The following is a 14,572-nucleotide window of genomic DNA, read 5'->3' as shown; positions in this document are numbered from 1 at the left end:
GGGTTGCTTAGCGTCCAATTGTCACCGTTTCCATTGGGCGCAAGCGAATGAGGGCGCCAACGCCCATGCCCCAGAACAGGATGATTTCAGGCCGGGTCGGCCTAAAACCTGAATCCTGTTCTCAATCAAAGAGTAGAGCATGATGTCATCCGAAAACCGCTCACACTTTTCGGCATGATGCTCCGGCATCACTCCATCTGGATATTCGCGCCCTTGACGACCGGTCCCCATTTGGAGAGTTCGGCCTTCACATGGGCGGCGAGTTCCTCCGGCGTCGAGCCGACGATGGTGGCGCTGAATTCTTTCATCCGTTCCGCGACGGCTGGGTCGGCGAGCGCCTTTTTAGCCGAGGCGTTGAGGCGCGTCACGACCTCGCTCGGCGTCTTGGCCGGGGCGAAAAGCGCGTTCCAGGTGTAGGTCTCGTAACCTGGAATCCCTGACTCGGCGACGGTCGGTACGTCGGGGAAGGAGGGCGCGCGCTCGGCCGTGGTCACCGCCAGCGCTCGCAAAGTGCCGGCCTTGATGTGGCTCGACGAGGAGGGCAGGTTGTCGAACATGATCGGCACCTGGTTGCCGATGACGTCGTTCAATGCCGGGCCGGCGCCCTTATAGGGGATGTGCTGCATGCTGACACCGGCCATGGACTTGAAGAGTTCGCCGGAAAGATGCAACGGCGTGCCGTTGCCCGATGAGGCGTAGCTGTATTTGTCGGGCTCGGCCTTCAGCAGGGCGACCAGTTCCTGCACGGTCTTTGCCGGTAGTTCCGGGTTGACGACCAGCACATTCGGTACGACAACGAGCAGCGAGATCGGTGCGAAATCCTTTTCGGCGTCATAAGGCGTCGATTTCAGGATCAGCGGATTGAGGGCGTGGGTCGCGACCGTGCCCATCAGGATGGTGTAGCCGTCCGGTTCGGCGCGGGCGACGTTACCAGCGCCGAGATTGCCGCCGGCGCCGGCGACGTTCTGGACGATCACCTGCTGGCCGAGATCCTCCGACATCTTCTGCGCGACGATGCGGGCGACGACATCGGTCGAGCCGCCGGCGGCGAAGGGCACGACCATGGTGATCGTGCGATCGGGAAAATCTGCAGCAGCGGCAGACGCGCCGACGGCAAGGGCCGCAAGCGCACCGAAACCGAGCGCAAGGCCCGTACGTCGCGTCATATCGAAAAGCGCCATTCCTATCTCCTCCCAAGGATTTCAGCAGTAATATCCCCACCCCGGGGAATGAAGAGGTTAGGGCAGGACGCGCGAAAGACAACCGCAGAGAAGCGCGGCGGGTTCAGACTTTAGTCGCTGTTGGCGGGAGAAGTGCACGCCGGCTATTTCGCGGCGGCGAGCACATCCTCATTGGCGGCGTCGAATTGCAGCCGCGCCAGCCGCGCATAGATGCCGCCGTGGCGGATCAGGCTCTGATGCGTGCCCTCCTCGACGACCCGGCCCTGGTCCATGACGAGAATGCGGTCGGCCTTCAGCACAGTTGCCAGGCGGTGGGCGATGACGAGCGTTGTGCGGCCGTCCACCAGGCCGTCGAGCGCCTTCTGCACCAGTGTTTCGCTTTCGGCGTCAAGCGCGGAGGTTGCCTCGTCGAGCAGTAGCACGGGGGCATTCTTCAGGATGGCGCGGGCAATGGCGATGCGTTGGCGCTGGCCGCCTGACAGAGTGATGCCGCGTTCGCCGACCTCGGTCTCATAACCCTGGTCCAGCCGAGCGATGAATTCGTCGGCCTGCGCGGCAAGGGCTGCGGCGCGGACCTCGTCACGCGAGGCGCCCGGACGGCCGAAGGCGATGTTGTCATGGATCGACGCGGCAAAGATGGTGACGTCCTGCGGCACGATGGCGATGCGTTGGCGCAGCTCGTCCGGCGTCGTCAGCTGCGCATCGACACCATCGATCTTCACGCTGCCCTGCTGCGGATCGTAGAAGCGCAGCAGCAGCGAAAAGACGGTGCTCTTGCCGGCACCGGAAGGGCCGACGATGGCGACGGTCTCACCTGGCGTGATCGCGAAGCTTAAGCCATGCAGCGCCGATTTGCCGGGGCGCGAGGGATAGGCAAAGTGCACGCCTGAGAATTCGACACGGCCGCGGCTGGGCGAAGGAAGCGGCTCAGGGCTGGCGGGAGCGGTGATCGGCGAGACCTCGTCGAGAATCTCGGTCAGCCGGTCTGCGGCACCGGCTGCCTGCGAGAGTTCACCCCAGACCTCCGACAGCGCGCCCAGCGAACCGGCGGAGATGACGGCATAGAGCAGGAACTGGCCGAGCGTGCCCGCCGAAAGCGTGCCGGCAAGCACGCTGTGGGCGCCGAACCAGAGCACGGCAACGACGCTGCCGAAGATCAGCGTGATGGCGATCCCGGTCAGCAGCGCGCGCGAGCGGATGGCGGCGCGGGCGGCCTCGTAGGCGGATTCGACGGCGGTGCCGTAACGCGTCGCTGCGGCATCCTCGCCGTTGAAGGCCTGGACGGTGCGGGTCGCGGCGATCGTCTCGTTGGCGAAGGCGGAAGCATCGGCGAGCGTATCCTGCGCGGCGCGTGAGCGCTTGCGCACCGAGCGGCCGAAGGCGACGAGCGGGAAGACGATGAGCGGGATCGCTCCGATGACGAGGCTCGAAAGCTTCGGCGAGGTGACGATCATCATGCCCATGGCGCCGATACAGAGGATGAGGTTCCTCAGCGCCACCGAGGCGGTGGCGCCGACGGCGGACTTGATCTGCGTCGTATCGGCGGTCAGCCGCGAGACGATCTCACCGGATTGATTGACGTCGAAAAAGGAGGGCGACAGCCGGGTCACATGCGAAAAGACATCGCGGCGAAGATCGGCGACAATGCGCTCGCCGATGGTGATGACGAAATAATAGCGCAGCGCGCTGGCGACCGCGAGCACGATGGCCATGACCATCAGCATGGCGAAGTAGCTGTTGATGAAGCGGCCGTCGGACTGGGTGAAGCCGTGATCGATCATGCGACGCACGGCGAGCGGCAGCGCCAGCGAGGTGATGGCGGCAAGCGCCAGCGACATCAGCGCACCGGCCACCAGGCCGCGATAACGCATGACATAGGGCGTCAGCCTGCCGAGCGGTCGTAGCGATCGCTTCTTGTTTTCCTCAGCCCGTGCCTGCTCTGCCAAATCGTCTCCGATCGCCCGCAGGACCCGCGCAATGCGGCCTGTTGGCTCTTGTTATCTAGGCGTCCTTCATGTATAGGCACCGCATCCTAATGGGAAGCCGTAGCCATCCGACTGCGGCTTCATTTATTCAATCGGTTCGTTGGCCGCAACTGCATGCGGCAAATTGAACTCCGGTATCGCAGGAAGATTGTTATGAAGGCAGGCATCCATCCCGAATATCACATGATCAAGGTGGTCATGACCGATGGCACTGAGTACGAAACCCGCTCGACCTGGGGTTCGGAAGGCGCTGTCATGAACCTCGAAATTGATTCCAAGTCGCATCCGGCCTGGACCGGCGGCAACCAGCAGCTCATGGACCGCGGTGGCCGCGTCTCCAAGTTCAACAAGCGCTTCGGCGGTCTCGGCCTCTAATCGCTTTTGCTCGACGGAATTCGAAGAGCCCGGTTTCGCCGGGCTTTTTTGCGTTCGCAATGGCTTACAGCACCGCGCGTCTTTTCAGACGCGCAAAGGACGCTGTAGGATGCCGGTGTTATGCGGCAAACAAAAAACCGGCCGCGTAAGACGCAGCCGGTTTGTATTCGAATTCTTGCGGATCCGGTCAGTTGTTGCCGAAGGCAGTCTGCAGCAGGGAAAGCTGGGCCTGAACGCTGTTCTGATTATCATGAACGATCACTGCTTCGGACGGGCGGTAGATCTCGCGGTCGAGCAGGGCAATGCGGTTCTGCAGACGCAGCGAGCGTTCGACGAGGTCGCGGAAGGATTCCGGCAAGTCGCCCCAGCCGGGTGCGGCGCGGTCGACGTTGAAGCCGTCGAGGCGAACCTTGTTCTTTTCGGCCAGCACCTGGTCACGTGACATTTCGCCATTGTTGACGGCGCGCTGCAACAGCAGCCAGGAAGCCATCTGCATCAGGCGGGTGGTGAGACGCATCGATTCCGCGGCGTAGAGAACCGAGGCCATCCGCGGCAGAACCTTGGAAGCGGCGCGGCCCTGACCGTCGAGATAGGCGGCAGTCTCTTCGACCAGCGACATGCCTTCCGCATAAAGTGCCTTGAACTGCGAGGATGCAGCGGCGCGGCCTGCAAAACTGATCGTGTTCAATCCAACTTCCGACATCGCTATAGTCCCTGTTCGCACGCAGCTACATATATTCAGGTAACGCCGGCACCGACGGAAAAGTTTCCGGGCCCGGTCTTTATGACTTTAAGATGGTATCATTAGCCCAAATGCGCAAGCCGTTTCTTAAGAAAGGGTTAATCTCCACAGTTTCGTGGAAGTGCGCCGGCCATAGGAAAAAGAAGAGCCGCAAACGCGGCTCTCAAGGTAAAACAGGGAGAAAAATCAGACCAATTCACCGCTTGGAAAACTGTCTGAGATCCAGAGGAAATCCGGATGAATACAGTAATACCTTATAAAGCTTAATATTTTATTAACATTGTGCCGAATTAAGACTTGAGGCGGGCTATTTTAGCGGCCTATAGCCTTGTTTTTCGGTGGTTTTATCGGATCACGAGCGGAAGAAGCTTTCCGCCGCCTGCCGCCCGGAGGCTTTGCGGGCGGCCTCGGCCTCGAGACGGGCGATCTCCGTCTTCAGCAATTCCACCCGCGCCTTCAATTCGTCGACCGAAAGCATGGAGAGATCGGCGCCGATCTCGTGGGCGACTTTCTTCTGCGGCCGGTCATCATCGATGAAGCTCATGGTTCTTCCTCCGTTCGCTGCCTAACCAAACTTTACAGCAGGATCGTCGCTTTCGGGAGACTTTCCGGTTTCGGGAGGTTTGCCGGCGCCGCGATCGGCAAGCGACATGCTTTGCGGTGTCAGGATCGCCGAGGTGCCGGTCGGGATCGTCGTGTAGGCGTCGCGGTCGCTGGCGGGGACCGCGGCCCGGATGCGGCTCCTGATGATGGCATAAACGGTGATCAGCACATGGGCGATGGCGGTGACGAGGAAAAGCGCATGCGGCGTGATCGCCGACATGACGGGACCGCTGAGCGTCGGGCCGATCACCGTGCCGATGCCATAGAGCAGCAGCAAGCCGCCGGAGACCTTGACGAAATCCTCCGACGCCGCGAAGTCGTTCGCGTGGGCGACGGCAATCGGATAGAGCGTATTCGCCACTGCGCCGTAAAGGACGACGAGGCCGATCAGCAAGGCGGGAGACGTCGGGTGGAGCAGGAAGATCAGCAGGCCGGCAAGGGCGGCGATCCCCGACATGGCGGCAAGCACGTAACGCCGGTCGATGCGATCGGAAAGCCGGCCAGCCGGCAGTTGCATCACCGCCCCGGCGAAGATGGTGGCGCTCATCATGACGGCGATACTGGTGTCGGAGAGGCCGGCGCCGGCGCCGAAGACGGCGCCGAGCGTACCGTAGGCACCGTTGGCGATGCCGACGAGCAGGATGCCGAGGCAGGAGACCGGCGAGTTGCGATAGAGCGCCGGCAGATCAAGGCGGACCGCCTTCAGCGGCTGCGGCGAAGCGGCGGTCGACAGCGTCGTCGGCAGCATGGCGATGCAATAGAAGATGCCGCAGATCATGAACAGCACCGGTGTGCGCACATCCTCGAGCGGGATCATCATCTGGCCGCCGACGACGCCGATGAGTGTGATGCCGATATAGAGCGAGAAGATCATGCCGCGGCTCTCGTTGCTGGCACGCTCGTTCAGCCAGCTTTCAATGATCATCGACGTACCGGCGGTGGAGAAGCCGGTGACGGCGCGCAGGACCACCCACCAGACCGGATCGATGATGATGCCGCTGACCAGCGCAATGATGGCGATGATCGAGATGAACCCCGAAAAGGCACGCACGTGGCCGACGCGGCGCACAATCTTCGGCGCAATCAGGCAGCCGATGACGAAGCCCCCCGCCCACGAAGTGCCGAGCAGGCCGAGCGTCGTCGTTGCGTAGCCTTCGAGATTGCCGCGCACGGGAAGCAGGATGCCCTGCAGGCCGTTGCCCATGAAAAGGAAGAGCGTGCCAAAGAGCAGCGCAGCGACGGACAGCAGATTTCTCTTCATTTCCCCAGACTCGGTCTTAGCGATTTGCAATGAGATAAGGCAGGACCTGCTTCAGCCCAGCCTCAAGATGATTGATTGTGCCCCGGAATGTCTTTACGGCGTGTCGAGATCCTGTGTTCGCGCGGAAAAATGTCCGTCCTGTGACATTCCGAAAAACGGAAAAAATAAAGCATGACAAAGCTGATAGCCTTGCTGCTCATCCTTGCCATGGCGATACAGGTGATCAAGCCGCTTGGGTTTCCCGGCCTCAGGCGGCGGATGGATTTCTGGAAGCTCGCGCTGATCGCTTTCGCCGTCTGGGCAGTGGTTCTGCTTTCGCGCGATTTCCTGATGTAGCGCCGGATTACGTGTAACGCAGGGGTACGGTCGAGCTGCGACCGTCAGTCTTGCAAGCTAATTTCTCCGCGCATGACGGAAACGCAGTCTCCCGAGATGACGACATCGGTAACGATGCCGTTGGATTTCACGACATCAAGGGTGATGACGCTGCGGCGGCCCATTTCGACGCCCTGTTCGATGGTGATGCGGGCGTTCATATCGGCCTCCGGCGCAAGCGAGACGAGATAGGCGCCAAGCGCGGCTGAAGCGCTGCCCGTTGCCGGATCCTCGGGCACATTGTCGAGGGGCGCGAACATGCGGGCGCGAATATTCCATGGTCTTTCGGCGGTCCTCACATAGAGGAAGAGCGAGAAGTCGTGGCCGCTCGTCGTCTGGCGGCCGGCCGCTGCCTGGAATCCGGCAAGGTTCGGGCGGGCGGCGGCCAGCGCTTCGAGCCCGTTCAGCTCTGCGATGGCGAAGTTCAGCCCGACCGAGGCAAAGACCGGGGCATGGCTGGTGTCGACGATGACGCCTGGGTCGAGCGAGACGCAGCCGGCGATGGTTTGCGCGGCGATGGTGTCGCCGATCGTCAGCGGCTGCGGCGCGCGGATGGCGGCAGCAGAAACCTTTCCGCCGCTGCGTTTCAGGCTGACTTCGACGATGCCGGCCTTTTCCTCGAAACGCAGCTTATAGCCGACCGGCTTGCCGAAAATCTCCGCCTGCTGGCCGAGCACATAGGCGGTGCCGACATTCGGATGGCCGGCAAAGGGTATTTCCATCGTCGGGGTGAAGATGCGCACGCGGGCGGAATTTTGAGGGTCTTCCGGGGGCAGGACGAAGGTGACTTCGGAATAATTGAACTCGGTTGCGATCTTTTGCATCGCCGCATCGCTCAGGCCGCGCGCATCGGAGATGACGCCAAGCGGATTGCCCTCGAAGCGGGTGGAGGTGAAGACATCGACGGTGACGTAGGAGAGGGTGTTCATGGCAGCTCCTGTTGTGACAGGGCGCTATGAGTAATCACGGTTTTTCGCGGAACGAAGCGGTTTCTTGTCGCCGTGACAATGAGAGGCAGGAGAGAGGGATGGCAGGGGCGGCTACGCTGCGCTTGCCATCCCTGCCCAAGTCCTAAGCGTTAATACTCAGGCGGCCTTTTCCAGGTCCTTCTTCCAGTTGCCCTTGGCGGCGAGGCTGTTCATCTCGGCGCGGTGGGTGAATTCGCGCTGGCCGGCGGCGACATTTTCCTGCTTGCCGTTCCAGGCCTTGAGCGAGCTGTCCTGCAGGGCGCGACCGTAGGAGAAGGTGACGAACCAGGGCAGGTGGCCGATGGCATTGATCGCCGAAAGGTGGGCTGTCGCTTCTTCGGTCGTCTGGCCGCCGGAGAGGAAGGCGATGCCGGGAACGGCAGGCGGAACGGTCGCCTTCAGCACCTTGACGGTGCGTTCGGCAACTTCCGCGACCGAGGCCTTGCGGGCGTTCCTGCCGTCGATCACCATGTTCGGCTTCAGGATCATGCCTTCGAGATTGACGCGGGCGTCGGCGAGTTCCTCGAAGACGATGCGCAGCGTGAACTCGGTCACTTCGGCGCAGCGGTCGATATTATGGTCGCCCGGTTTGCCGTCCATCAGGCATTCCGGCTCGACGATCGGAACGATCCCGGCCTCCTGGCAGAGTGCGGCATAACGAGCAAGCGCCTGAGCGTTGGCGCGGACGGAACCGCGGGTCGGCAAGGTCGATGAGATGGCGATGACGCCGCGCCACTTGGCGAAGCGGGCGCCGGCTTCATAATATCTGGCAAGTCGCTCGCCGAGGCCATCGAGGCCTTCGGTGATGGTTTCAGCGGGATATTTAGCCATCGGCTTGGCGCCGGTATCGACCTTGATGCCTGGAATGGCGCCGGCTGCGCGGATGATATCGACGAACGGCGTGCCGTCCGCGGCCTTCTGGAACAACGTCTCTTCGAAGAGGATGACGCCGGAGATATATTTCTTCATCGCCTCGTCGGAGCGGAAGAGCATTTCGCGATAGTCGCGCCGGCTGGTTTCGGTCGATTCGAGATTGATCGCGTCGAAACGCTTCTTGATGGTGGAGGTCGATTCATCGGCGGCGAGCAACCCCCGGCCGCCCGTAACCATCTGCATTGCAATGTCTTCCAGTCGTTCGCTCATTTCGTTCTCTCCACAACAATAAACATCGGCATTTGAGGAATATAGAACGCGGATAACAGAAGTTTATAGGGAGGAAAATGGAAGGCTAAGTCATTGAAACGATTGAATTCAATTCAATCGTTTGAAAGTTGGGATTTTTTTCATCGTCTGGGCAAAAGACCGCGGAAGCAGCTTTTCTTCCGCGGTCTATCCACATGTAAAATCTGCGAAATCAGTCTTGCCGGTTACCTACAGCGTCCTTTGAATCGCTGCACCATCATGACCTTAAATCGGTTCCAATTTAAGGAATTATGCAGCAGCGGCGTTGAGGACGGCGACGCCGGGAAGCTCCTTGCCTTCCATCCATTCGAGGAAGGCGCCGCCGGCGGTCGAGACATAGGTGAAATCATCGGCAACGCCGGCGTGGTTGAGCGCCGAGACGGTATCGCCGCCGCCGGCAACGGAGGTGAGCTTGCCGGCTATAGTGCGCCCAGCGGCGTATTTTGCAGCAGCGACCGTCGCGGCATCAAAAGGTCCGATCTCGAAGGCGCCGAGCGGGCCGTTCCAGACCAGGGTTGCGGCGCGTTCGATCCAGGCGTTGATGGCCTCGACCGATTTCGGGCCGACATCGAGCACCATGGCATCGGCGGGAATGGCGTTGATATCGACCGTCTCATTGGCGGCACCCGCCTTGAACTCCCGGGCGATCACGCCATCCTCCGGCAGGATGATGGCGCAGCCGGCAGTGGCCGCCTCGATCATGATCTGCTTGGCGGTTTCGGCGAGATCATGTTCGCAGAGCGACTTGCCGACATTGGTGCCGCGGGCGGCGATGAAGGTATTGGCCATGCCACCACCGATGACGAGCGCATCGACCTTCTTCACGAGGTTCATCAACAGGTCGATCTTGGTGGAGACCTTGGCGCCGCCGACGATCGCGACGACAGGGCGAGCGGGATCACCGAGGCCCTTTTCCAGTGCTTCCAGCTCGGCCTGCATGGTGCGGCCGGCATAGGCCGGCAGGTGGTGGGCAAGCCCCTCGGTCGAAGCATGGGCGCGGTGGGCGGCCGAAAAGGCATCGTTGACATAGATGTCGCCGTTGGCGGCAAGCGCCTTGGTGAAGTCGGAGTCGTTGTTTTCCTCGCCCTTGTGGAAGCGGGTGTTTTCCAGAAGCAGGATATCGCCGTCATTCATCGCGGCGACGGCGGAGGCGGCGGCTTCGCCGATGCAGTCGGAGGCCGTCAGCACGGCATGATCAAGCACTTCCTCGACGGAAGGGGCGATCAGTGACAGCGACAGATCCGAAGAAGGGCCATCCTTCGGCCGGCCGAAATGGGCCAGCAGGATCACCTTGGCACCTTTTTCGGACAATTCGAGAATCGTCGGCGCCACACGCTCGATGCGCGTCACATCGGTGACCTTGCCGTCTTTCACCGGGACGTTGAGGTCGACGCGGACGAGAACGCGCTTACCGCGGATGTCGGAAAGATCGTCGAGGGTCTTGAAAGAAGGCATGGGGAGGATCCTGTCGTGGTTGGCGAAAGTTGCGCCGAACATAGCAAGGATCATTCGAGACGCAAGGCGTTCAGCGGCCGTTTTCGCGTGTGCCTTCGTCGCGTCCGACCGGCGCTTTCGGCGTACTTTCGGAGGCTGCGGTTTCCCGGTTCCGGCGTCCGTTCAACCGGTCGCGGATGCGCTGGATGATGTCCTTGAGATTGAGGAAGATCGGCAGCGTAATTGCCGGTTCGACCGCCTCAAGCGACATGCCGACGGAGGTGATGTGATCGTGCTCGTCGAGATCTCGGACGATGAGGATGATCGAGCCGAGGCGGACGCGGTCGGCATAGTCGGCCTTGCCGCCGAGACGCTGCCGCATCAATTCGGCGATCGTCAGGCCCTTTTCGGATTCGTTGAGCAGGCCGGGGCCATAGGCGGCGTCGAGATCGGCGGCGGGGCGGGCGGGAGAGAGCGCGAAGGCCCCGAAGAATTCGGCATCGTCGTCATCGACAGGCGCCCGGCTGGCAAAGAGCCGGTCGAGCAGGCGGGAATAGCTCGGCACGATGAAGAGATAGACGAGATCGTGCTCGCGCAGCCGCCCGGCATATTGATAGCGCATCGACTTGCCGTCGCGGATAACGAGCGACGGGGTCGCCCAGCGCGGAATGCGCTCGCCGCGCAGCACCGGGCTATCCTTGATGACGCGGTAGGAGAGCAGTTCGTGGTTGGCCGCGCCCGGCAGGTCGACCTCGACCTTGTCGACGGCGCCGATGCGCGGCGGAATGATCAGCCCGAGCTTCTTGGCGACGGGTTTGATCGTCCAGCCCTGGAGGAGCAGCGAGACCAGCACGATGATGAAGGCGGTGTTGAAATAGATCTGGCCGTTCTCAAGCCCGCCGAGGATCGGCATGATGGCAAGCAGGATGGAGACGGCGCCGCGCAGGCCGACCCAGGCAACGAAGCCGATTTCCTGCTGCGTGTAATCGAAGGGAAGCAGCGACAGCCAGATCGCCAACGGCCGGGCGACGAAGATCAGGAAGAGGGCGAGCAGGATGGCCGGCACGATGATGACAGGGAATTGCGACGGCGTGGCGAGCAGGCCGAGCACCAGGAACATGATGATCTGCGCCAGCCAGGTCATGCCGTCCTGGAAGCGCTTGATGGTGCCGATCGCCTGCATCTTGCGGTTTCCGGCGTAGATGCCGGCGACATAGACGGCGAGGAAGCCGCTGCCGCCAACCGCGCCGGTGAAGGAAAAGACGAGAAGAGCGAGCGCCAGCACGAAGATCGGCGTCAGGCCGCGATCGGTATCGAGCTTGCTGACGATCAGCACGATCATCATGCCGCCGAGCAGGCCGAGAATGACGCCGAGGCCCATCTGCTGCACGAACATGGCGAGCATGCCGATATTGATACCGGCATAACGCTCGCCGCTCGCCAGCACCTCGACGAGGGCGATGGTGAGGAAGATCGCCATCGGGTCGTTGGTGCCGGATTCGACTTCCAGCGTCGAGCGCACCTTGTCGCGGATGTTGATGCCGCCAATGCGCAACAGGAAGAAGACGGCGGCGGCATCCGTCGATGCGACGATCGAGCCGAGCAGCAGTCCTTCCAGCCAGGTGAAGTTCAAAAGCCACATGGCGGCGAAGGCAAAGAGCGAGGCGGTGATCAGCACGCCGACCGAGGCGAGCGCCAGAGAGGGCACGGCCGCCAGCCGGAAGGCCTGCATCGGCGTGCCGAAGCCGGAATCGAACAGGATGATGGCCAGCGCGATGGAGCCGAGAATATAGGCGAGGTAATTGTTGCTGAACTCGATGCCGAGGCCATCGACGCCGGCAGCAAGGCCGATCATCAGGAAGAGCAGCAGCAGGGGGGCGCCGAAGCGGAAGGCGAGCAGGCTCGAAAAAGCGGCTAGAAGCACGAGCGCCGTCGAAACCAGCACCACGATATAAAACGCTTCCATGCCCACCCCTTTCCATCGACTGCTTCGCGAACACAGCCGCCCCGGCCGATCCGCCTTTATTTAACCCCTCCGTCACGCGCGGCGATCCGTCAGTAAACGGCAAAACGTCAGAGAAGGGTAGGCCTTGCGGCTTAACCTCGTCGTGATGCTGCTTCATGCTGCTGAACGGCTGCCGGACGGCCAACCGACACGGAATGCTACGGGAGAAATTCTCTATAAAGAATGTATAGGAAAATCAGGCGAGAGCAGGGCAAAAAAGACAGGCACGGATTTTTCCTGCCGGTATCTGCGAATGGCAACAGAATTGGACACGCTCCCTTTCACGCGGCCCCGTTTGCCTTGTCCAATGACAGGAAGACTGGATTCCAGGCGCCGATGCGGAAAGCGGGGAAAATGAACGCTGAGATTTTTCGATAGCGGGTAGGAAAATGCCGGCCGCCCAGCGAGAGCAGCCGGCTGTCGTTTTGTGCCAGAAGCGGCCGGCCCTTGCTCTGCTATCCCAACACTGCCTGAAGTTTGATGATGGCGAGAAACAAGAGGCCAATGAACGCGGCAGCCCAGATGACCAGACGATTAGCCTTTGCCAGCACGGCAGGCCTGACGTCCCGCTTGGGGTGAAACCGTTGCCGCCGTTTGAGGGTGGTGTGGGACAAGCGTTTTTGTGCCTCTGCCATTTATCACCTCCACTTGGCTCATTTTAGCCATTGTGCAGCGTTGCGCATTTCCTCAACCTAGCACGCTTGCCCAGCGGATTGCCAACCCGTGCAGGGACGCCTATCGAATTCGAACCCGAGGCAGCTTAACTGCACCGCCGTCCTGTCCTGCGAACGGCGGCGCTTCTATAAGGCTTCAAAACCGGAAAAAATGCGGATCGGAGGTCAGTCTTCTGTATCCTCGCCCTCGTCGGTCAGATCCGCGACCGGGACCAGGAAAACGACGAACTCGTCCTCGATGGTCCGTTCGGGATCGTCGTCGAATTCATAGGCGTGCTCGACTTCGCTTGCTTCCTCGGTTGTTGCCTTGCGCAGGCTCAGGGCCGCTTTGCGGTCCCAAAGAGGCTTGCCTTCGGATTCCAGGACGGTCAGATCGTCGCGAAAGTCTTCCGCCTCGAAGAAATGCGTCGCTTCCTCGTGATTTTCCGAGCGAAAACTGGCAACGGCGCGGCCGGCGATTTCAACGGTAAAATAATCCATCCATCTCTCTCATTTTCATGCGGGCGACAGCGCTACCGCATGGGTATTGGCGTTCCGCGCCTGGCCGGCGGCCGATGCGGCGCGAGGAAACTGGGCATTTTGCAATGTCCAGCTGAGTTATCCTAACAGATCCCATCCCGACAATGGACGAAAAGATACCAGAGCAGGGAAGGCTGGTGTCGTTCGGAAGGCGTGGCAACAAAAAGCGGCCCGGTTTCCCGGGCCGCTTGCATGTCGATGCCTCGAGAGAGCTCAGATGAGCTTGGCGAAAGCGACTGCCGTGTCGGACATGCGGCTGGAGAAGCCCCACTCGTTGTCGTACCAGGACAGGACGCGCACGAAGTTGCCTTCCATGACCTTGGTCTGATCGGTTGCGAGGATCGAGGAGTGGCTGTCGTGGTTGAAGTCACGGGAGACGAGCGGCTCGTCGGTGTAGCCGAGGATGCCCTTCAGCTTGCCGTTGGCAGCGGCCATGACGGCTTCATTGATTTCGCCAACGGTGGTCGCCTTCTTGGCGACGAACTTGAAGTCGACGACCGAAACATTCGGGGTCGGAACGCGGATCGAGGTGCCGTCGAGTTTGCCTTTCAGATGCGGCAGAACGAGGCCGACTGCCTTGGCTGCACCAGTCGAGGTCGGGATCATCGAGAGGGCGGCCGCACGGGCGCGATACAGGTCCTTGTGCATCGTGTCGAGCGTCGGCTGGTCGCCGGTGTAGGAGTGGATGGTCGTCATGAAGCCGTGGTCGATGCCGACGGCGTCATCGAGAACCTTCACGACCGGCACCAGGCAGTTGGTGGTGCAGGACGCGTTGGAGATGACCAAGTGCTCCTTGGTGAGCTGGTCATGGTTGACGCCGAAGACGACCGTCAGGTCGGCACCATCGGCAGGTGCCGAGACGATGACGCGCTTGGCGCCGGCCGTCAGGTGGGCGGCAGCCTTGTCGCGGGCGGTGAAGATGCCGGTGCATTCCATCGCGATGTCGACGCCGAGTTCGCGGTGCGGGAGCGTTGCCGGATCCTTGATCGCTGTGACCTTGATCGGCTTGCCGTTGCCGACGATGATCGTGTCACCCTCGACCTTCACCGTTGCCGGGAAGCGGCCGTGGATCGAGTCGTAGCGCAGCAGGTGGGCGTTGGTTTCAACCGGGCCGAGATCGTTGATGGCGACGACTTCGATGTCGGTGCGGCCGGATTCGACGATGGCGCGAAGGACGTTGCGGCCGATGCGGCCGAAACCGTTGATGGCAACCTTGACTGTCATGTTCATTCACTCCCGATAGAGTAGGGCCCGATAGCGAGGGCCTG

General features: G+C 61.4%; 14 protein-coding genes. 2 read left to right on the top strand and 12 right to left on the bottom strand.

The genetic code is table 11. The annotated features are described in order from the left end of the window. Window positions 1-188: 188 nt before the first annotated feature. Together RL_RS20740 and RL_RS20735 are read right to left on the bottom strand one after the other, a co-directional pair. On the bottom strand, window positions 189-1,181 hold the full coding sequence (locus RL_RS20740) for a Bug family tripartite tricarboxylate transporter substrate binding protein (RefSeq protein WP_011653442.1): 993 nt from the start codon (window positions 1,179-1,181) through the stop codon (window positions 189-191). A 143-nt stretch (window positions 1,182-1,324) separates the two neighbouring features. Further along, on the bottom strand, window positions 1,325-3,127 hold the full coding sequence (locus RL_RS20735) for an ABC transporter transmembrane domain-containing protein (protein WP_011653441.1): 1,803 nt from the start codon (window positions 3,125-3,127) through the stop codon (window positions 1,325-1,327). A gap of 192 nt (window positions 3,128-3,319) precedes the next feature. Between RL_RS20735 and rpmE the strand changes: the two genes are divergently transcribed. After that, the gene (gene rpmE / locus RL_RS20730; protein WP_003542805.1) at window positions 3,320-3,541 is read left to right on the top strand and encodes a 50S ribosomal protein L31; all 222 of its coding nucleotides are present in this window, start codon (window positions 3,320-3,322) and stop codon (window positions 3,539-3,541) included. A gap of 187 nt (window positions 3,542-3,728) precedes the next feature. On the opposite strand, the gene RL_RS20725 is transcribed toward rpmE, so the two are convergent. The 3 genes from RL_RS20725 to RL_RS20715 form a co-directional block, all read right to left on the bottom strand. Further along, window positions 3,729-4,244, bottom strand: a complete 516-nt coding sequence (locus RL_RS20725; protein WP_003542804.1) for a DUF1465 family protein — start codon at window positions 4,242-4,244, stop codon at window positions 3,729-3,731. A 391-nt stretch (window positions 4,245-4,635) separates the two neighbouring features. After that, window positions 4,636-4,827 carry a DUF1192 domain-containing protein gene (locus RL_RS20720; RefSeq protein ID WP_003542803.1) on the bottom strand — a complete coding sequence of 64 codons (192 nt, stop codon included), beginning with the start codon at window positions 4,825-4,827 and terminating at the stop codon, window positions 4,636-4,638. A gap of 21 nt (window positions 4,828-4,848) precedes the next feature. Further along, window positions 4,849-6,147 (bottom strand): MFS transporter, encoded by a 1,299-nt coding sequence (locus RL_RS20715; protein ID WP_011653440.1) that lies wholly within the window; start codon window positions 6,145-6,147, stop codon window positions 4,849-4,851. Between the two features lie 171 nt (window positions 6,148-6,318). On the opposite strand from RL_RS20715, the gene RL_RS40220 reads away from it, so the two are divergent. Beyond that, window positions 6,319-6,483: a hypothetical protein gene (locus RL_RS40220; RefSeq protein ID WP_086935566.1), complete on the top strand. Its 165-nt coding sequence runs from the start codon at window positions 6,319-6,321 to the stop codon at window positions 6,481-6,483. A gap of 44 nt (window positions 6,484-6,527) precedes the next feature. Here the strand turns inward: RL_RS40220 and RL_RS20710 are convergent, their stop codons facing one another. The 7 genes from RL_RS20710 to gap form a co-directional block, all read right to left on the bottom strand. Continuing rightward, entirely contained in the window at window positions 6,528-7,451 is a 924-nt protein-coding gene (locus tag RL_RS20710) for a PhzF family phenazine biosynthesis protein (RefSeq protein ID WP_011653439.1), read from the bottom strand. 156 nt (window positions 7,452-7,607) lie between these two features. Beyond that, window positions 7,608-8,633 carry a class I fructose-bisphosphate aldolase gene (locus RL_RS20705; protein ID WP_028742211.1) on the bottom strand — a complete coding sequence of 342 codons (1,026 nt, stop codon included), beginning with the start codon at window positions 8,631-8,633 and terminating at the stop codon, window positions 7,608-7,610. A 288-nt stretch (window positions 8,634-8,921) separates the two neighbouring features. Beyond that, the gene (gene pgk, locus RL_RS20700; protein WP_011653437.1) at window positions 8,922-10,127 is read right to left on the bottom strand and encodes a phosphoglycerate kinase; all 1,206 of its coding nucleotides are present in this window, start codon (window positions 10,125-10,127) and stop codon (window positions 8,922-8,924) included. 70 nt (window positions 10,128-10,197) lie between these two features. Continuing rightward, the gene (locus tag RL_RS20695; RefSeq protein ID WP_041936458.1) at window positions 10,198-12,072 is read right to left on the bottom strand and encodes a potassium/proton antiporter; all 1,875 of its coding nucleotides are present in this window, start codon (window positions 12,070-12,072) and stop codon (window positions 10,198-10,200) included. Window positions 12,073-12,566: 494 nt separating this feature from the next. Then, window positions 12,567-12,746, bottom strand: a complete 180-nt coding sequence (locus tag RL_RS20685; RefSeq protein ID WP_011653435.1) for a hypothetical protein — start codon at window positions 12,744-12,746, stop codon at window positions 12,567-12,569. Between the two features lie 204 nt (window positions 12,747-12,950). Beyond that, on the bottom strand, window positions 12,951-13,265 hold the full coding sequence (locus RL_RS20680) for a hypothetical protein (protein ID WP_003552580.1): 315 nt from the start codon (window positions 13,263-13,265) through the stop codon (window positions 12,951-12,953). A 252-nt stretch (window positions 13,266-13,517) separates the two neighbouring features. After that, the gene (gene gap / locus RL_RS20675; protein WP_011653434.1) at window positions 13,518-14,528 is read right to left on the bottom strand and encodes a type I glyceraldehyde-3-phosphate dehydrogenase; all 1,011 of its coding nucleotides are present in this window, start codon (window positions 14,526-14,528) and stop codon (window positions 13,518-13,520) included. Window positions 14,529-14,572: the final 44 nt, after the last annotated feature.

The organism is Rhizobium johnstonii 3841, assembly GCF_000009265.1.
Classification (GTDB): Bacteria; Pseudomonadota; Alphaproteobacteria; order Rhizobiales; family Rhizobiaceae; genus Rhizobium; species Rhizobium acaciae.
The sequence above is the reverse complement of the archived record's forward strand: the minus strand, read 5'-3'. Positions and strand labels throughout refer to the sequence as shown.